At 46.3% G+C, this 19800-nt stretch carries 19 protein-coding genes; 6 read left to right on the plus strand and 13 right to left on the minus strand.

Going from position 1 to position 19800, the window contains the following annotated elements:
• Positions 1-71 precede the first annotated feature (71 nt).
• From ACYVE4_RS32150 to rdgB, 3 genes are all read left to right on the plus strand, one after another.
• Positions 72-1088 carry a DHH family phosphoesterase gene (locus tag ACYVE4_RS32150; RefSeq protein WP_461044528.1) on the plus strand — a complete coding sequence of 339 codons (1017 nt, stop codon included), beginning with the start codon at positions 72-74 and terminating at the stop codon, positions 1086-1088.
• 15 nt (positions 1089-1103) lie between these two features.
• Positions 1104-2027, plus strand: coding sequence for an FKBP-type peptidyl-prolyl cis-trans isomerase (locus tag ACYVE4_RS32155; RefSeq protein ID WP_461044529.1), 924 nt, complete (start codon positions 1104-1106; stop codon positions 2025-2027).
• A gap of 63 nt (positions 2028-2090) precedes the next feature.
• The gene (rdgB, locus tag ACYVE4_RS32160) at positions 2091-2669 is read left to right on the plus strand and encodes an RdgB/HAM1 family non-canonical purine NTP pyrophosphatase (RefSeq protein WP_461044530.1); all 579 of its coding nucleotides are present in this window, start codon (positions 2091-2093) and stop codon (positions 2667-2669) included.
• Positions 2670-2730: 61 nt separating this feature from the next.
• Here the strand turns inward: rdgB and ACYVE4_RS32165 are convergent, their stop codons facing one another.
• The 6 genes from ACYVE4_RS32165 to ACYVE4_RS32190 form a co-directional block, all read right to left on the minus strand.
• Positions 2731-4449, minus strand: coding sequence for an amidohydrolase (locus ACYVE4_RS32165; RefSeq protein ID WP_461044531.1), 1719 nt, complete (start codon positions 4447-4449; stop codon positions 2731-2733).
• Between the two features lie 155 nt (positions 4450-4604).
• Positions 4605-4874 carry a DUF167 domain-containing protein gene (locus tag ACYVE4_RS32170; protein WP_461044532.1) on the minus strand — a complete coding sequence of 90 codons (270 nt, stop codon included), beginning with the start codon at positions 4872-4874 and terminating at the stop codon, positions 4605-4607.
• A gap of 2 nt (positions 4875-4876) precedes the next feature.
• Positions 4877-5266, minus strand: coding sequence for a tautomerase family protein (locus ACYVE4_RS32175; RefSeq protein ID WP_461044533.1), 390 nt, complete (start codon positions 5264-5266; stop codon positions 4877-4879).
• A complete protein-coding gene (locus ACYVE4_RS32180) occupies positions 5263-6171 on the minus strand; it encodes an SDR family oxidoreductase (protein WP_461044534.1) in 909 nt (302 codons plus the stop codon). Before ACYVE4_RS32180 ends, ACYVE4_RS32175 begins: the two co-directional genes overlap by 4 nt.
• A gap of 40 nt (positions 6172-6211) precedes the next feature.
• Positions 6212-6916 carry a peptidylprolyl isomerase gene (locus tag ACYVE4_RS32185; RefSeq protein WP_461044535.1) on the minus strand — a complete coding sequence of 235 codons (705 nt, stop codon included), beginning with the start codon at positions 6914-6916 and terminating at the stop codon, positions 6212-6214.
• Between the two features lie 22 nt (positions 6917-6938).
• Entirely contained in the window at positions 6939-7565 is a 627-nt protein-coding gene (locus ACYVE4_RS32190; RefSeq protein WP_461044547.1) for an ATP-binding cassette domain-containing protein, read from the minus strand.
• Between the two features lie 147 nt (positions 7566-7712).
• Here ACYVE4_RS32190 and purN point away from each other — a divergent pair, with 147 nt between their 5' ends.
• Both purN and ACYVE4_RS32200 read left to right on the plus strand, forming a co-directional pair.
• On the plus strand, positions 7713-8282 hold the full coding sequence (gene purN, locus ACYVE4_RS32195; RefSeq protein WP_461044536.1) for a phosphoribosylglycinamide formyltransferase: 570 nt from the start codon (positions 7713-7715) through the stop codon (positions 8280-8282).
• 11 nt (positions 8283-8293) lie between these two features.
• A complete protein-coding gene (locus tag ACYVE4_RS32200; protein WP_461044537.1) occupies positions 8294-8689 on the plus strand; it encodes a hypothetical protein in 396 nt (131 codons plus the stop codon).
• 55 nt (positions 8690-8744) lie between these two features.
• Here the strand turns inward: ACYVE4_RS32200 and ACYVE4_RS32205 are convergent, their stop codons facing one another.
• A complete protein-coding gene (locus ACYVE4_RS32205) occupies positions 8745-8975 on the minus strand; it encodes a DUF4834 domain-containing protein (RefSeq protein ID WP_461044538.1) in 231 nt (76 codons plus the stop codon).
• 122 nt (positions 8976-9097) lie between these two features.
• Complete coding sequence (locus tag ACYVE4_RS32210) at positions 9098-10627, minus strand: M28 family peptidase (protein ID WP_461044539.1); 1530 nt, start codon at positions 10625-10627, stop codon at positions 9098-9100.
• 102 nt (positions 10628-10729) lie between these two features.
• Between ACYVE4_RS32210 and ACYVE4_RS32215 the strand changes: the two genes are divergently transcribed.
• Entirely contained in the window at positions 10730-12502 is a 1773-nt protein-coding gene (locus ACYVE4_RS32215; RefSeq protein ID WP_461044540.1) for a DUF6044 family protein, read from the plus strand.
• A 15-nt stretch (positions 12503-12517) separates the two neighbouring features.
• On the opposite strand, the gene ACYVE4_RS32220 is transcribed toward ACYVE4_RS32215, so the two are convergent.
• From ACYVE4_RS32220 to ACYVE4_RS32240, 5 genes are all read right to left on the minus strand, one after another.
• On the minus strand, positions 12518-13420 hold the full coding sequence (locus ACYVE4_RS32220) for a LysR family transcriptional regulator (RefSeq protein WP_461044541.1): 903 nt from the start codon (positions 13418-13420) through the stop codon (positions 12518-12520).
• Between the two features lie 93 nt (positions 13421-13513).
• Entirely contained in the window at positions 13514-13972 is a 459-nt protein-coding gene (locus ACYVE4_RS32225) for a DsrE family protein (RefSeq protein WP_461044542.1), read from the minus strand.
• A 25-nt stretch (positions 13973-13997) separates the two neighbouring features.
• Positions 13998-14933: a c-type cytochrome gene (locus tag ACYVE4_RS32230; protein ID WP_461044543.1), complete on the minus strand. Its 936-nt coding sequence runs from the start codon at positions 14931-14933 to the stop codon at positions 13998-14000.
• A 91-nt stretch (positions 14934-15024) separates the two neighbouring features.
• Positions 15025-18672 (minus strand): ABC transporter permease/M1 family aminopeptidase, encoded by a 3648-nt coding sequence (locus tag ACYVE4_RS32235; protein ID WP_461044544.1) that lies wholly within the window; start codon positions 18670-18672, stop codon positions 15025-15027.
• Between the two features lie 12 nt (positions 18673-18684).
• Complete coding sequence (locus tag ACYVE4_RS32240; protein ID WP_461044545.1) at positions 18685-19584, minus strand: ABC transporter ATP-binding protein; 900 nt, start codon at positions 19582-19584, stop codon at positions 18685-18687.
• Between the last annotated feature and the right edge of the window lie 216 nt (positions 19585-19800).

The raw sequence follows: 19800 nt of genomic DNA on the forward strand, positions 1-19800 counted from the left end.
ATACCCTGCCCCCCTGCTTTCAGAAATATTTTGTACTTTTGGGTTTCGATTACAGCTTCGGCTGGTTATATATGCAAGATATTGAAGCAATTGGCACGCTGATCAGACAACCGAAAACCGTGTTAATTACCACTCACCAGAATCCCGATGCCGATGCGATGGGTTCATCGCTGGGACTGGCGGGCTACCTTCGCAAAAAAGGTCACCGAGTCACGGTTGTGACACCGACCGACTATCCACAAAGCCTCCATTGGATGTCGGGCAATAATGAAGTTATTGCATTTGATGAGAAAGCACGAGTGTTGGTCAATCAGTTAATTGAGGAAACCGACGTCATTTTCTGTCTTGACTTTTCGAGCCTTGATCGAATTCGGGAATTAGCTCCGATGGTGCGCCGAGCTCGGGCTCAAAAAGTATTGATCGATCACCATCTTGAACCGGAATCATTCGCCAATCTGGCGCTGTGGGACCCTTCTGCTGCTGCAACAGCCGAACTGATTTTCAGACTGATTGTACAACTAGGTGATAAAGATCTGATCGATATACCGATTGCCGAATGCCTTTATTCCGGTTTAATGACTGATACAGGTTCATTTCGGCACTCAAACACAACAGGCAGCGTTCATAGAATGGCGGCTGAACTGGTCGATCTGGGTATTGATGTCAGCACGATTCATCGCCGTATTTTCGATAACGTATCGATTGATAAATTCCGGTTGCTGGGTTATGTGCTCAACGAGAAATTGAACGTATTACCTGAATATAAATTCGCTTATATCACTCTGACCGATGCCGAGTTAAAGCGCTATCGATCCAAAACGGGCGATACAGAAGGTATGGTTAATTATGCCTTGGCCGTTGAAGGTGTTGTAATGGCTGCTATTCTGATTGATCGGGTCGATGAAATTCGATTATCGTTCCGGTCTATCGGCGATTTTTCGGTTCGTGATCTTGCGGGCACACACTTTGAAGGAGGAGGACATCGCAATGCGGCTGGTGGGCGATCTAAATTATCGCTCGCCGAAACGGAGCAAAAACTTTTATCAATAGTACCCTTATATCAGCAACAGTTGCTGGAAACTGTTTAAACCAAGTAATCTCTCATGTCTCTTAAAAATTTCGGGAAAGCCGCCCTGATCGTCGCTGTGGTAGCGGCCTGCGGTAAAAACCGCGTACAGGTAACGGATAACGGCCTGAAGTACAAAATTCACGAACAATCAGAAGGAACACGTAAGGGAAAGGTCGGCGATATTCTGACGATGCACCTTACGCTGATGAACAACAAAGACTCCATCCTTCGCGATACGCATAAAGAAGGAGCGCCTTTCCAAATGCTGTTACAGGTCCCCCCCTTCAAAGGATCGTACGAAGAAGGGCTGGCGATGTTGGGAAAAGGCGATAGCGCGACTTTTTACGTCAGCGCAGATTCGCTCTTCACACGAGCCATGCAACCACTGCCTCCGGGCGTAGCCAAAGGTACTGACATTGGTATCGCTGTGAAAGTGCTGAATGTGCAGAGCGAAGAAGAATATAAAAAAACCCAGGCAGCTGATTTTGAGAAACAAAAAGGCATCGACGCAAAGGTTATCCAGGATTATATCGCTAAAAATGGCCTGACAGGTAAAGCGCAGAAAACCGAATCGGGTGTGTATTATGTAGTTAAACAACCAGGCGCTGGCCCAGCACCGAAGAAAGGCGATGTTGTACAAGTGCATTATGCGGGTCGCTTATTGAATGGTAAAGAGTTTGATAATTCACGTACGAATCCAGCAGCTGGAGGGAAACCTTTCCAACTTCAGTTAGGCGTTGGTATGGTAATTCCAGGTTGGGAAGATGGCATTATGCAATTGCACAAAGGCGAAAAAGCGATGCTAATCATTCCATCGACGCTGGCGTATGGCCCACGTGGCAATCAGGCTATTCCTGCAAATTCGGTTCTTCTATTCGATATCGAACTGATGGACATTCAGAAAGGTCAGCCACAACCGGCTCAACCCGGAATGCCGCAACCACAACCCGGTCGGTAATTAATCGATTACTTTTTTATAAGCCGTTTGTAGTTCTCCCTACAAACGGCTTTTTTTTGTACTATGGAACTTTGTTTTGCTACCAACAATCAACACAAATTAGACGAAGTAGCTGGTCAACTCGGCAACTCGTTTACAATTAAAACCTTACGTGAAATCGGCTGTACGGATGAGCTACCGGAAACAACTGGGACCATCCCCGGTAATTCACGTCAGAAAGCCGAATATGTCTGGACGCATTTCGGTATTTCGTGCTTTGCCGACGATTCGGGTTTAGAAGTTGAAGCCCTTGATGGAGAGCCGGGGGTAGATTCGGCTCATTATTCGGGCAGTCGGGATGCGCAGAAAAACATCGAAAAACTACTTACCAAGCTATCAGATAACACGAACCGAAAAGCCCGGTTCGTGACGATTTTCACGCTTGTTCTTCAAGGCGTGGAGCATCAGTTCGAAGGTTTTATCGAAGGGCAGATTCTGGCGGCACCTCGCGGAACGGGTGGATTTGGTTACGATCCTGTTTTCCTACCAGATGATTATGATCGTACGTTTGCCGAAATGAGTATTGAGGAGAAAAACGGCATGAGCCATAGATCCAGAGCGCTAGCCAAGATGATTGCTTATCTGGAACAGCAGAAAGGATAATAAAAAAAAATCGCCCGGACACTCAGTGCATCCGGGCGATTTTTTATTTATTGACTTCGAACTATTCTGATCGCGACGATGAAACTTTTGCGGCTGCGGGTTTCTCAGCGGCTTTATCTTTTTCTAGTTGTTTCTTAACGGCTTCCCGCTGATCGTCACGGACTGTTGGATACGTAATTCCCAACTGTTGGAGATAGCTTTTGTACTTCGACGGATCGTAATAAAACGTCGAAAGTTTTGGCTTAAACTCGTCCATGATTTTCTTATTCAGATAAATCGCGGGCTTTTCTTTAGATGAAATCAGCGGTTCGTATTTTATATCTTTCGTCTGCTCGTCTTTGTAATAAGCCCAAGCCTCTTTAATCAGTTCAGGTTTCATTAGCAGATCAAGCAACGTCATCGCTTCGGCTTTAGCGCCATACACAACACCTTTGTGCGCAATTGGCGTCGCCATTGAAATTGCATTCGCCCAGTGGTGGCCCGGCAAGCCGGGAATATTGCTTGGATACCGAAGCACAATCGTCGGCAACGACCACGAAATATCGGCAATATCATCAGAGCCCCCGCCCATTGATGTCATCGCCTGACCACCCATCATCACAACCGGAGCCGATGAGGTTGGCATGCTCATCGAATCTAGTTTGGTTGCTAAGCCACTCATTTTAGGCGCATTGAGTTCCAACTGCGAAGCTCGGGCCAGTAACTGATCTTCTTCCGACCAGGTTGGCAGACCGACTTTTTTGATATTATCATAGGCAGCCATCGCCATCGCTTTATTTGTGTGTACAGGCCAGGCCGATCCCAAAATCTCGTAAGTAAACTTCGTGTCGGTCATTAGGGCGGCTCCTTCCGCAATTTTTACACCTGTTTCAAACAGTTTTTTGATTTTGGGATAAGTACGTTCGCGGAAATAATACCAAACAGCGGCTTTCGATGGAACTACGTTTGGCTGATCTCCCCCGTCAGAAACAACGTAGTGTGATCGTTGCGTAAGCTCAAGGTGTTCGCGACGGAAATTCCAGCCGACGTTCATTAATTCAACCGCATCAAGCGCACTGCGACCGCGCCAGGGAGCACCTGCTGCGTGAGCAGCCTGGCCTTCAAAGTTGAACTTCACCGATACAAGGCCATTATTTCCATTGTCGCCCCACGAAACGCCCAGATTATTACCCACGTGCGTGAAAATACAGGCGTCTACATCTTTGAAATAACCATCCCGAACATAGAACGCTTTGGTACCAACCAGCTCTTCGGCTACGCCCGGCCACAGCATCAGTGTACCGGGAATTTTTTCACGCTCCATTAGCTTTTTCACCGCCAGAACAGCAACAATATTCAGCGCCTGACCCGAATTGTGGCCTTCACCATGACCAGGAGCGCCTTCCACAATCGGATCTTTATAAGCCACACCCGGTTTCTGGCTAGCTTTTGGAATACAGTCGATATCGGAGCCAATGGCGATGAGCGGTTTTCCTGATCCCCAGGTAGCAATCCAGGCAGTTGGAATACCTGATATACCTTTTGTGACCGTAAATCCTTCTTTTTCCAGCAGGCCTGTCAGATAAGCAAATGATTCTTCTTCCTGGAAACCCAACTCTGCAAAACTGAATAGCTTATCGTTGATTTGCTGAGCCAACACACTATTGGCCTCAACCGAAGCAACAACTTCTTGCTTCAACTTGTCAAGCTTATCAACTGACTTAGCCCCTTTTTTGGCCTGCGCAAATAGTATGGCAGGTGTCATCAAGAGCAGCAATAATAGATTTGTACAGTTTTTCATTGATAATACCAAATTTTATAATGACGATTGGGCAATTTACCTGATAAAGATACGGTTAAAAGCCAATCTTATAAATGATATCAAGAAAAAAGACAGCACACGCAGGGCTGTCTTTATCTGTATATGGTTATTAAATAGACGCTGTAATAATCTTGTCAATCAGACAATCTATCCAAAAAGCGCTTGTATTCTTCTGGTTCTACGTCAATTGCTAACCGCTTATGTGGGTTAGTAAAGCCAGATACGATGGTTATGTCTGACTTGGCAATACCGAGTTGTTTGGCTAGAAAATCAATTAGATAGGCGTTTGCTTTGCCGTCCTGCGCTGGTGCTTTGATTTTGGCATTTAGCTGCCCGGCAGCATCGTAAAATAACTGATCGACTTTACTGCCAGGCTTGACCTTCACATGCAGGGTAACCGCCACAGTTACACGTTGATTTTGTAATTCAACGTAATCTCATCACCAGTCATCCCACGAAATCCCCAATTGTGCGCTGGGCTCTCCAGAATGCAGATTTCGAGGTCAGTCACCGCCAAACCAATTTGCTGACTGATCCGCTCATAAAGCAAATGAATAAGCTTTTTCTTCGTGTCGACACTACGTCCTTCGATCATCATAAACTCCAGAATAATGTAGCGTTCGGAAGCTGTTGCAGGCCGGAAGAAATCTTCGGGTGCCAGATAGAAAAAGCGGTGTGCGCGTTTGTTTGCCGGAAACTGAAGTGCATCGACTACACAGGCATGAATCACCTCGGAAAGCTGATCACGTATGGGCAATAGATGCTCGCGCACCCCGTAAATTTTCACCTGACTCATGCGGGTTGTTTCAATTGGCTAGCCAGTACGGCGATTCCTTCATCAAAACTATGTGGATCATAGCCTAATACAGTATGGGACTTATCCAATGTGAAACCTGTACGCGGAGGTCGACGCGCTACCTGGGTGAATGTCGACGCGTCGGCTTGGGCAATTAGCGATTTATCAAGGCCAAAATAATCGGCGGTTTTTATCGCCATTTCGTAGGGAGTCAACACCTCTTTGCCTGATATATTAAAAATTCCCTCGGCTTCTTTATCAGCAATTAAATAGCAACCCATTGCCAAATCTTCGGCCAGCGTTGGACTCCGCCATTGGTCGGTCACGACCTTAATATTTTTACCGTCCTCAAGCGATTTTTTGACCCAGAGAATAATGTTACTGCGGCTCATGTCGTGTGCAATTCCGTATACGAGCACAGTACGAGCAATAGCCCATTTAATTCCCGAATGTTTGACAACCGATTCGCCCGCCTGTTTGCTCCATCCGTAAAAACTGATTGGATTGGCTTCGGCAGTTTCATCGTATGGCCCGGCGGTTCCATCAAAAATGAAGTCAGTCGAAACATGTACCAAGAAGGCATTGGCAGCTCGACAAGCTTCGACGATGTATTCAACGGCGTGAACGTTCTGCGCCCAGCACGCATCTTTCTGAATTTCACACTTATCCACATCAGTCATAGCTGCACCGTGGATAACAACATCGGGTTTTACATCACCAATTACATCCAGCACCTGTTGCCGGTCCGTAATGTCCATCGAACGGTAAGCATAACCTTCTGAATAGGGTAGGCGGTTTTCACCCCGTGCGGTAGCCGTTAATTCAACTCCCTTTTGTTTAGTAAGTAAGTCAACTAATTTCTGGCCTAGTAGTCCGTTAGCGCCTGTGATAAGAATTTTTTTCATAAGTACCAGTTAATCTGTAAAGACGCAATTCCTTGGGTCTCTACAGGTATTTATATCCGTATTGTTTCGTGATTTTCTTCTTTTTGATCCACTCGCCCGTCATCGTCATCCGTATATCTTTATTCGGACGATCTAATTCATTACGAGGTTGTTTGGCTACACTATCGACAATCGCTAGCCCATCAACGACTTCACCGAAAACCGTATAATTACCGTCAAGATGTGGAGCTCCGCCAAGTGTTTTGTACACTTGTTTTTGCTCGTCGGTTGGCAGCCGACCTTTCATATTCTGAATGCGCTCAATCTGTTTTTGAAATTCGGTGTCGTCCCAAACGCGGCCTTGCACGATATAAAACTGACAACCACTCGATGCTTTTTCAGGATTATTGTCGCGGGCAGCGGCTAAAGCACCTTTCTTATGAAAATACGTCGGAACAAATTCAGCTGGAATTCGGTCACCGTGGCTACCTCTACCCAGTGGTTCGTCGGGTTTTGCATTTTTTGAATTAGGATCACCTCCTTGAATCATAAAAAGCGGGATGATTCGGTGAAACAACAGGCTATCGTAGAATTTCTGATCGACGAGTTTAATAAAATTATCTTTATGCTTCGGGGTCTGGTCATACAATATGAGCTTCATTGGCCCATACATCGTATTGACGGTAACCAGATAATCTTTTTTCTTCCGGTTCTGGGCCAGTAATATCGTCGGAATCAGGAAGATAAATAGAAGTAATTTACGCATAGAAGCAAAGTAAAAGATAGATTCAGAGAGCGACACGGTTCTGGAAAGCATCCTTTAATCGTTGATCGTGGGTGACCACAATCAAACTGGCACCAATCTGCTCCGATTGTTCGCGCAGAAGTTTTACAACACGCTCCGTATTCTCATCATCGAGACTGGAGGTTGGTTCATCGGCCAGAATCACACCAGGCTGATTCATTACTGCGCGGGCAATACTCACTCGCTGCTGCTCTCCCTGACTAAGTTGATGCGTTTTTTTATTCAAATGATCGCCAAAACCCAATTGCCCAGCTAGCTCGCGAGCCCGATCCTTATCCTGTGGTTTATTGGCTAAATAATTCGCTAACAACAAATTATCAAGTACTGACAACGAACTGACAAAGTGAGGTTTCTGATAAACAATTCCTACATGCTGGGCGCGAAACGCAGCCGTTTCAGCCACGCTTAGTTTCGTCAAATCCGTCTGATCGATCGTTACCGAACCACTTTTCGGTTTAAGCAACAGTGCCAGTAAATGTAGAAATGTTGTTTTACCCGTCCCAGATCGGCCCAAAATCAGCAGTGCTTCCTTGTTGGCACAGTGTACATCCGGAAATGTGAACTGCTTCGTTGGACCGTATGCGAAGGTAAGTTGGTTGGTTGCCAGCATAGTGTTGACGATGAATACCGACAAAAATAGGTAAAAGTTGTAATTTCGGGCCATTCGTGGATAGTCAATAGTCGTTAGTCACCAGCAAAAAACTGATAATCACTTACCTATTACCTATCAACTAATGGCTATTGACTTTTATATCCTTTGAAACGCATCGTCCTGTTTGCCTCCGGCTCCGGTTCAAATGCCGAAAAAATTGCCGAGTATTTTGCCGATAATTCATCAGTTGAAGTTTCACTGATTCTATCAAACAATCCGAAAGCTGGGGTTATTGAACGGGCCCGAAAACTGCACATTCCCATATTGCTTTTCGATCGGTCAACGTTTTATACGACTGATCGAATTGTATCAATTCTTCAGAATCAGAACATTGACCTGATTGTATTAGCTGGTTTTATGTGGCTGATGCCCACTAATTTAGTACAGGCATTTCCCGACAGGATCATTAATATTCATCCAGCATTATTGCCTAAATTTGGTGGTAAAGGCATGTATGGGCACTTCGTTCACGAAGCGGTCGTAGAGGCCGGAGAAACTGAGTCGGGCATTACGATTCACTACGTGAATGAACGCTACGACGAAGGCCAGATTATTTTTCAGGCTAGTTGCTCTGTCGAGCCGACCGATACACCCGACGACGTAGCCCTAAAAGTACAAGTACTGGAGCATGCCCATTATCCGAGAGTCGTATCCGAGATTCTGGCGAATTTATAAGGAAAATCAGAATGAAAATTATCCCTCTGTTGCTGGTTGTTGTGGGACTATCGGGCTGTTTTCAGCCCGTTGTTTACTTACAGAATAAAGCCCACTACCCTGTCGATGTATTCTATGAGAATCAGCGGCCTGAGCGACCATTTGCGCCTTTGCAGGATTTGGAAGTGAAAGGCGAAGTTCCCTTAACAGACCGTCAATCCAAAGACCGTAGAATGGTAGAGCGGGGAAACGATATGCAGCAGAAAGAACTGATGCTGGCCCGACTGACGATGCAGGCTAAGAAATTAGGTGCCGATGCGCTGGTAGCCGTGAAATACACGTACTACACCTCAATAACCGATAATGGTTATGTAATGACTGGCTTAGCCGTGAAGTACAAAAAAGAAGAAGAGGTTACCGCAAAATAAATCGACCGCCAACCCTATCCGGATCGGCGGTCGATTTATATCAAGTTATCTATAGCTATTTAACTTCTTCGTAGTCAACGTACTCACCTCCCTTATAGCGGGAATCCGAATCTTTAGGGTGATTATCTACACGAATTTCACCTTCCCGGCGGCCTGCCCGAACATTACCCGATTGCCGCTGTTCTTTCACTAATTGCCGACCAACCAGCAAATAAAACACAAATCGACGCACAGGAGGTACAAACAGAATAATTAGTGTAATGATAAAGAGATATTTGAATAGCATATCGAGGTGTCGTTAATAGTTAATAAACGTCGAGGCTAACCATTTAGTTTTCCGATTCGTCCGACGGTTTTTATTCGGGTTAATCGGTTGTCTATTTGGATAAAAGTCTGCTTTACAAAACTCTACTGTTGTCCATACAAGGCTTTTCCTGCCGCTTCATACTTATCGCCAGCAACCCATTGCGGGCGCGTGGCCCGATCCGCAATCAGACGAGCCGCGTAGGCATAGGCCTGACAGAATCGGAGGGTATAACTATAATTCAGCGTTTCGGGGTTGTCGATAGCCTGGTGGTAGTATTTTGCGATTGCCTCATCAAATGACTTTAAACCCGGAGCAAAATCGGGAGCGGGAATTCCTTTTACGGCAAAATTCACGTTATCCGATCGGTCGAATAGCCCCTGTTCAGGAGCGGGATCGGCAAATACACCCAGTCCGAATGCTTTAGCTCCCGCTTCAATCTCTGCCCTCGCTCCGGTTCGATCCAGACCAATCACCGAAACAATCGTTGTATCGCTATACCCAGCGCCATCGGTATTGAAGTCGAAAATGGTTTGCTTCAGTGGAACCAGTGGATGTTCGGAATAGTAGCGACTGCCCAGTAAGCCAACTTCTTCGCCAGTCAGGGCAAGTACCAAGATTGACCGTTTGGGCCGCTGCAGCGATAGTGCTTTGGCGGCCTCCAGAATGGCTGCTGTACCCATCGCATTATCGCGTGTACCGTTGAAAATACTGTCGGAGGGTTGATAGGCATTACCACCCTGTTTACCTACACCCACATGATCGAAATGCGCTGACAAGACAACGTATTCGTCTTTTAATTTAGGATCGGTGCCTTCGATAATACCAGCGACATTTACCGATGGCAGAGCAGTTCGCGGACGACCCGATGTAGTCAGGGTAACGGTCTGCCCAGCTTCTTTCAATTGCTTATATTGATTATTCGAATTGTTGACCCACAGGTGAGTTAGCGGTGTACTTCCTGAAGAGGCCAACGAAACTTGTTCGCGATTAAAATACTGATTGACGAAACCCCAGGGAATCGATTCGCTATAGAGCTCGATTAACGCCGAGGCACCTTTTTCGGAGGCCAGTTTACGTTTGGTATTCGATGCACCAAAAATAGCGCCCGGCCCTTTCGCATCCGGCGATCCGCCCTGTGCAACAACAATTTTCCCTTTTACGTCGCGACCTTTATACCCATCTTCGCCATCCGTCAGTCCGTAGCCAATGTAAACCACTTCACCAGAAACATTGGTAGGCGCTCCGGCCATCAATACCAGCTCTTTCCCTAATTTAAGCGTATCCTTGCCAACTATTAGCGTAGCCGATGTGGCCGCTTTCACTTTTTCAAAATCGATTCGCTGAAAATAATCCCGTTGATTGTCTGTTCCGGCGGCTGGCTTTAGTCCCAGTAGACGAAACTGTTCGGCGATGTATCGGGCAGCAGTCCAGTTTCCGGGTTCACCGGTACGGCGGCCCTGTAACTCGTCGGAAGCAATAAATCGAATATGTGCTTCGACTTCCGAGCGCGACATCGAAAATTCAGGAAGTTTGGCAGTTGGTTTAGCTGACTTAGCGGGTTTGGATTGCGAATGAGCAGAAAGAGTGAGTAGCGTTAAGCCAACCCAAAGTAGACGGTTCGGTGTTTGCATGATGACTGAATTTGTAACGCAAAAGTACAAAAAAGCCTGATTTCAGTATTTTTGCCTTTGTAAACCTAACAGGTTTTTAAAACCTGTTAGGTTTAGTTGATTATGCCTTCCCTGTCGTTACCTGAACTCGCTCGTGCTGAAAAAACCTACCTGCTCATTGCTATTGGGTTGCTGGGTTGTTATATTCTTCCTTACATCCTTTTGGGCGAAGGGGCTCATTTGTTGATCCATGATAATCTGGACAGTGATTTTCTGTATCTATACCTGCTAAAAATTACTCGGACTGCCTTCGATTTCGATCTGAATACAGTCATTCCCAATATGATGAGCGGTGGACCATTTCAGGGAATTCCCCGATCCGCTTTCCGAACTGGGTTGAATTTTGAAGTGCTGTCATTCTGGCTTTTACCGCCCTATCCGGCCCAGGTGGTTAACTTTGCAGCCGTTCATGGCATTGGCTTTTGGGGTATGTATCTCCTGCTTAAAAAGCACATTTTGCCAGAAGCGAATTGGGCTTTCACAAGGGTAGCCATTGCGTTTTTATTCGCCCTAGTACCCTGCTATATCGTACATGGCGTATCGGTTACGGGGCAGCCGTTATTACTATTTGCTTTTCTGAATCTCCTCGCCTATCAGGCACGCTGGTCCGATTGGGTTATCATTGTTCTGTTCCCTTTCTATTCTTTTTTCGTCTGGGCAGGTCTTTTTATTTGCATTGCCTTAGGTGTCATCGGACTAGTGATTACGCTGAAAACCAATCGAATCAATTGGTACTCTGTTACCGGCTTGGGGTTATTATCCATCCTGTATCTAGCCAGCGAGAGCGAGTTAATTTATGCGTTCGTCAATCAGAGCTATATTTCCCAGCGCATTGAGTTCAATTACGGCCAGCTCCGGTCAATGAAGCTGACGGCTAGTTTGTTCCATAGTCTGGATTTGTTTGTCTGGCCAATGTTCAACACAGGTGCTTTTCTTACGTCAGGTATTTTGGTAGTTGCTGGTTTGGGAGCCTGGAAAGCCTATCGAAAAAATGACTTTCGGGCACTGCCCTGGCTAATTGGATTGCCAATTCTGGCAGCAATTATCTGTCTGATTCATGGTTTTTACCACTATCTGGTCGTTTGGTTAGGCTCCAGTCCGATGGGATTAAAGTTTCGTGTATTCCAGTTCGACCGCTTTTATTTTCTATTACCGACTTTGTGGTTTTTCCTTTTCGCCCTGGCTTTACGTCAATTTAAGACTAACGGAAACTGGAATCGGCTGTTTCTTATCGGGCAATTTGCCTTAATGGTCGTAGCGAATAAAGAATGGCGAATTAATACCGGAAAACTGTTTGGTACAATTACTGAAGCCCAGTATCCATCCTTTCGAGCCTTCTTCGCGGAGAAACAGTTTGCCCAAATTCGCGATTACATTGGTCGTCCGCAGGCTGATTACCGGGTGATCTGCCTGGGCATGCATCCATCAGTAGCACAGTTCAACGGATTCTACACACTCGATAGCTATCAAAATAATTACCCTCTCCCCTATAAATACGCATTCCGCAAGATCATCGCAACAGAATTGGCCAAAGGTACTCGTCAAATGCGGGTTTACTACGATGCGTATGCCTGTCGCGCTTACCTGTATACGGCGGAGCTAGGCATGAATTATTTATTCGGAAAAACAGCGAACCGATCGGTTAATCACTTACAAATCAACACCGATGCTCTTACGGCACTAAACGGACAATACGTCATCTCGGCTGTACCTATCCAAAATGCCGCCGAAAATCGTCTCCACTTAGAAAAGATTTTCGACGAGCCCAAAAGCTACTGGCGAATCTGGTTGTATAGAGTCGCAGAGGGCATGGGGGTAAGAGCAGAGGGTAATTAATTATCTTTTTTTATCCTATGCGCCGTGCACTTTATAATGCTGACGGGCAAAGCGCATGAAAGTGTCGGCTAATCCTTCACTCACACCCTGTAATTGAATGGAATATAAATCTCGTTCTATGGTAAGGCCCTGTACATCAAGTATTTTTAGGCTACCCGCCTGTAGTTCGTGCTGAACGGCGAAGACGGACACAAACGCCATACACCGTGAGCTACCCAAGTAGGACTTAATACTTTCGGTACTCCCTAACTGCATTTCAATGGTCAGATCAGTGAGCCGCAATCCTATCCCACGAAGGGCATGTTCAATTACTTCGAGCGATCCAGAACCCCGTTCGCGAAGCACAATAGGAATGCTTTTTAACTCATCTAGCGTAATTTCATCGCGTTCGGCTAGTGGATGATCGGCACGGCAGATGAGTACAAGTTCGTCTTTAACAAACGATGTATAGCGAATATCGCTATGGTGCGTTCGCCCTTCGACTAGTCCTAAGTCAATATCATCATTAAGCAGTTGCTGTTCGATTTGTTCGGTATTCCCACTCAGCAGCGAAATCGATACATCCGCCGATTGTTCGTGAAAACGAGCCAGTACAGGTGGAATTACGTATTGCGCGACCGTTGTGCTGGCCCCTACTCGCAGTGCTCCTCTTGACTCTCCCTTCAGCGCATTCATATCGAATTCCAACTGGCGATAGGTAGCCATGATAGTTTCCGCATGGCGAAGCAGGGTATTTCCCGCGGCTGTCAGACTAATCTGATTGCCCCGACGGTCGAATAGAGCGGTACCGAATTGATGCTCCAATTCCTGAATATGCTTCGTTACGGCAGGTTGTGTAATATATAACTCAGCTGCCGCTTTGGTAAAGCTTAACCGTTTAGCCACGGTATAGAAGACATTCAGGCGAAAATCAAGCATAGCTATTTTGGGTTGAGTGCAAATAAAACAATAAAACTGCTCGCCACCGATAGTTACGGTAACGAGCAGTTTTTTGTTGATATAACCAATCTATTAAGGCTTGATGATTGACCAGCCTTCCTGTTCGCGGATGATTAATTCACCATTAGCGGTGGGTACGTAGCTTACGTAGGGGAATAATTCGTCACGGCTGATTTTTCGCATCTTCATGGTGTTTTCACACATGGCCAGAATAACACCTTGTTTTTGCAAACTCTCGACTTCTTTTTCGAAATAGTGTTTGTCTTTCCGATAAACGACATTGGCAGCACCATAAACCACTAATTCAACATCCAATTTCCCTTTTAGACGTGGGTCGTTCAGAGCATTTTGAATATTGGCCAGTGCATGATGAATCAGTGACGTATCGCCTGTATTAAGCTGATAAACAGCCCGATATTTCGATTTTGTAGGTTGAGCGCCGTGAAACGTACCTGTTTCGGAAGTTTGTGCCATCGACGTAGCCGTGGTGCAGACGAAAGCCAGTACGAATAAATAGATGAAGTGCTTCATGGTTAGTTTTTGATTTTCAGTAAATCTACTTTGCTTTTCGCGCATCTGCAATGGGCTGGAAAGGCCCAAACTTGTGCTGGTGCTCACTAAACGCATCTGCATAGGGGCCAATCGGGAAGTCAACAGGCTTTGTGGCGACGTTCGGCCAATCCTTACTTTGGTCTTTGTGTGGCCGTGGCATGGCATTAATGAATGCGGCTACATCCCACGCTTCTTCATCGGTAAGTTGCGGACTGGCGTAGGTTGCGCCAAATGGCATGTTGGCTTTCACGTAGCCCGCGAAATTCGATAGCCGATATAATCCAGCTCCATCGTTGTAGCTGTTTGGACCCCACAAAGGCGGATATACGTATTCCAAAGCCCTAGCGACTCGCATACCTTCGCCTTTCGCACCATGACAAACCTGGCATTTGGCGACATAAACTGTTTGTCCTTTTGTCGAATCAGCCTCCCGGTTCAGAAACGCTAATTTGGTCAGTCCTACTCCGTCAGGACGTTGACCTTTTGGCACATCTGTACCCAACCATTCCATATAGGCCACAATCGACCTCATTTCCCGACTGGTGCTATCGGGAGCCCGACCGCCCAAACTCCGCTCGAAGCAGTCAGATACTCGCTTCACAATCGACTCTACAGCACCGGAGCGATCCCGAAATTTTGGATAGGTCGAAAAGACCGCTGAATAGTTGTTACCCAGCACTTTTGTACCGGCCTCCAAGTGGCAGTTCTGACAGTTCATCCCATTCGACAACTGCTTGACCGTTCCTTTCGGGCCAAGGTATTTTGCCGTATGCGCAATCAATTCCCGACCATATCGAATCTGTTGTCCTTTCGCTCCAGCAGGTAATTTGCTATCATCTGGCGGACGCCAGTAGGTTGGTGGTTTTAGCGAGACTAGCCCGACACTGCAGATGAGCAGGCAAAGAAAACAATAGCTTTTGAGCTTTTGATTTACAGGCATTTTCATCAAAGTAAGTCCTAGAAATTGTCGAAAATATTTTTGTCCTGCTGACGAAGCCGGGCCGCCGGCTTCGTCAGCAGGACAAGATTGCTTAAGGCATCTCTACGTTTACGACATTATCATCCGAAACGCGGTCAATCAATTTGTTGTACGGGTCGATCCCTGCTTTGACCGGTTTGCCTTTTACCGTTACTTCAATTACATGCTCACCGGGTGTCAGACTTCGCTTCTGCATGTATAGCGGCACCTTTGTTGTCAGGCCATCTTTATTTTTGCCGTCGTCGGTCAAGACGGCGATGTCGGCAATAACTGGCCCTTTTCCCTTCGCGATCTCTTTACCCGCTTTGTCATAATACTCGGTTGCCGAACGGACATAGAGCTTCACTTTATACTGTCCATTGCCAATCGATTTGGCTTCAGCTTTGGTGATTCGATTATCGTACAGCGTCAGCTTTTCGAAGTTATCGGTTAGCCAGGGTTTTAGCGAATCGGGGGTAGCCGCTTTTAGAAAATCGTACCATTCCAGTGAGGTGGTAAACGGCGCTTTCTGGCGGAAACGAGCGGCTTTCATATAGTCGTTCATTGCCTGATCGACTCGTTCTTCGCCGATGTAATCCTGCAACGCATACATCAGCATCGACCCTTTCTGATACCAGATATACGAACGAGTATCGTTATCGAGCATATTAGCCTCAAATTTATCTTCAAACGCCCGACCGCTCAGGTATCGATCCAGACTGTATTTCAGGAATTTCGGCATGGCATCGACACCATATCGCTGTTTGAGTACCATCAGTGCCGAATATTCAGCCATCGTTTCCGAAATCTGATTGGAACCCCGTGTCCGGCTGGGCATAATCTGATGGCCCCACCATTGGTGCGCGACTTCGTGAGCCGTTACGTAATAGGCGTAGTCCGTTTTGTTCGGATCGCGGAAATCGCCTACCCAACCAAACTCTTCTGAATACGGTACCGTTGTCGGAAAAGATTGTGCAAAAGCAGCATAACGCGGAAACTCCAGCACACGCAAAACGGGATATGGATAGGGCGCATAATGCTTCGTGTAATAACTCAACGACGCTTTCATGCTGGCAATAAATCGGTCGAGATTACGATCATGATTGGGGTGATGGTAGACCTCCAGCGCCACTGTTTTACCATCAGTCCCCTTCCATGTGTCCCGTTTAACGCCATACTTCGCCGAACACATACTGAAAAAATAATCCGAGAAACCTGGCAGTTTATACTGGAAGTATTTCCGCGGTTTGCCATCCGATCCGTTAGCTGTCCATGTTTTAATCAATTCGCCGGGCATGATGGCTGTTTGATCAGGACTGGTCGAGATCGTTCCTTCGAAGGTTACCCAATCGGCATCATCAGTAAACAGAAAATCGCGTAAGCCGCGCGGATCGTTTTGCGCCGGTGCCGTCCATTCTTTAATCGGCAGGCCATATTTTTTCCGGTATTTATCACTATCCAATTCGGCACCGGTATTATATCCGAAGCCAGGGAAAATGCCTACGTTGAAAAATGTACCATTCGCCACTACATCCCGACTATCACCATTATTGGCAAATGCAACATATTGGCCCGTAACGCTCATATCCATACGAGCCGTGTCGCCGGGGTTCAGCGTTTTCGGAAGTCGGTAGATAAAATAGCCAAAATCTGTATCGTTGAAGATCAGTTTCGGCGCATTTCCATCAACCAGAAATTTGGTCAGTTTTCGGTGAAAATTATCAGCTGGCATTGTCAAATGTAGCGAGTCGATGGGCTTATCGCCTTTATTGACAATAGTAAATGCCCCTGTAGCCAACGCTTTAAACTCATCCGGATAAATATCGACAGCTAGTTTGGCACTGGTAATTTTCGGCTGTAACACATTCTCGTATTTGTGGTATTTCTTCTCATAATCAGCCTGTTGTTCACGCTGTTCGTCGGCGGAGTAGTACCGGTTTTTAACGCTAACGTTGGTATAAATCCAGGCACCCATACTCACAAAGGCAACCAACAATAAAGCCACCAACGCCATCGATATACGTCCCATACGTTGTCGGGCCAATTGCCACCGCGATTTAAAACTCGTATCCGCCCCCCGATTCCAAAACCACAAGGCCAGCACCAGCAAAATTCCTCCAAAAGCATACCAATACAGTCGGAAGGAAGCCAGAGAAGCTAAGTAATGTCCAAATCCGTTCATATCAGAAATCTGAACACCTCCACCGGAAAAGGGAATCGCTAGCTTGTAATTGAACTCAGCAAACTGCGGCACGGCCCAAATCACGACGTACACTGCCAACGTAACAATGTGCCCGACGAACTTCTGATTGACCATCGTATGCACAAAAAACGCCAGCATCACCAACTGAAAATACTGCGTAAATGCAATGCCGTAGGCATCGCGGAAGTACAACGGAAATTCGTAGTTGAAATATCCTTTTACCGTCTGATTCAATACACCCGAAATGATGATCAGTGTACAGAGCAACAGACAGATGTACGTCATCGACAGCAGTTTAGCGCCGTAATTCATCCAATCCGGAACGGGTAGCGCATCGGCAATGGTGTCGTAATGCACCGTCTTATCACGATGGACAACCTCACCCGTGTAGAAAATAATGACGATCAGTACGAAGAAGAAAAACGTGCCATTTCTTGCTTCGAGCATGGCATAGGTTGTAGGCAACGAAGGCGTACCAAACGTCTGAATACCAAACCAGCCGTCCAGAAACAGGAACAATATGGCCCCAAGCAAAATCGCAATAAAATAGGGGTCGCGTACAATGTTGGAAAATTCCAGCCGAGCCTGCTTGAACATCTGTTGGATGTACGTACTCACTTGAAAAACAGGCTTGGGTGTTGGCAAACTAGCCAGTGAAGGCGCTTTCTCCGTTCGGACTTCCTCCTTCGCCTTTTTCCCCAGTTTCACGGCTAGAAAACGGGAGAAACTAAATCGAAATACCGTTCCTAAAAACACCAGTAAAGCCACGCTAAACCAGATCAATCGGTTCGTCAGCAGATCACCTTCCAGGGGCGGATGCAACGTATTCTGCTCCACCGGCGACCAATATTTCGTAGCGGTATCATAGGCAAATGATCCAAACGGATCAAGCAGATTGACCAGATGTTTATTCTCCAGATCCTGCGAAAGCGTAGTACCGAGCAGATACGCAATGAACAGTAAAATACTTCCCGCGTAGGTTGTAAATACCTGACGCGAAAAGGCCACTAGTGCAAAAAAGATGCTGCCAACCAGAAACATATTCGGTACAACAAACAGCAAAAACGGATTTACATAATCGCGCAATCGAATCGGACCAAATCGCTCGGTGTTATCAGCCAGATTGAAAATTGGACCTAATAATGAGCCGATTACAATCCCAAACATACCAACGGCCATAACGCCTAGTAAGACCACAAATGACCCGAAATATCGGCCCAGAACGTACCCTTTTTCGGTTATGGGGAAGCTGAAAAAATAATTTTTCGTATTGTGCTCAATATCCCGGTAAACCGGAACGCCCATTATAGCGGATGCAACAAGCGTCCCGAAAATAGTCAGCACTACCACGAATTGGCTGACGGCATACGGCGAGTTTACATTTGTTTTCTCTGAGGCAGGTCCATTCCCGTAAATCACAAAGAGAAACGTAAACAGGAAGAGAATCAGGGCATATAGATAGGTAGCTGGTCGTTTCAACCGATACGCCAGTTCGAATTTAAAAATTTCTCCAAACATGGTTTCGTACGGTTAAACGGTGACAGCCCCCATTTTCTCAGTAATCTTCGTAAAGTACACGTCCTCCAGATCGGGAGTAACGGGAACAAAATCGGTGAGTGGTACGTCGCTATACGCGTGAAGCCGGGTTTTTCCACCTTTGAGCTGTGTCGAAATGATTTGGTAAGTCTGTCGATAGGTATCAATTTCTGATTTCTCGACGGATTTCTGCCAGATTTTCCCAGTCAGATCGTTCACCAAATCGTTCGGATTACCTGTCGCTACCACATCGCCCAGGCAAATAATGGCCATGTCGGAGCAAAGATTGGTAACGTCTTCTACAATGTGCGTAGACAGAATCACGATGGTATTTTCGCCGATTTCGGAAAGTAAATTGTGGAAACGATTTCGTTCAGCGGGATCGAGTCCAGCGGTGGGTTCATCGACAATGATCAATCTTGGACTGCCAATGAGTGCCTGAGCGATGCCAAAACGTTGCTTCATCCCACCCGAATACGTACCCAGGTTTTTTTTACGCACTTCATACAAATTCACCTTTTGCAACAACCCCTGCACTAATTCTTTCCGCTCACGACCATTGGCAATGCCTTTGAGCGAAGCAATATGATCGAGCATGGCTTCAGCCGTTACCCGCGGGTACACGCCAAATTCCTGCGGTAGATAACCCAATAATCGGCGAACGGCATCTTTCTGGGTTAGTACATCCAGATCACCTTCTGGCAAACCGGTTAATTGCACACTGCCGCTATCCGCTTCCTGCAACGTAGCAATGGTTCGCATGAGTGATGACTTCCCGGCGCCATTCGGACCAAGCAGTCCAAACATTCCCTGTGGAATGGTGAGTGAAACCTGTTTCAAGGCTTTAACGCCATTAGAATAGGTTTTAGAGAGGTTTTTAATTTCGAGTTGCATACAAGGAACAAGGGATTTTTGGGGAGAAGGGAATAAAAACAAATATGCTGAATGTCCTTGAAAATCCTAACCAAACTTTCACAGATGGCACGAATTCAGGCTAAAAGGCACGAAAAACATGAGTCATCCCGAATTTTGATTCCATAAGTGGGTGAAAGCAATTCGGATACGATAAAGCGGTGCTGAGGCTTCTCGGCACCGCTTTCCCGTTCGGTG

The sequence above is a fragment of the Spirosoma harenae genome, from assembly GCF_054776975.1.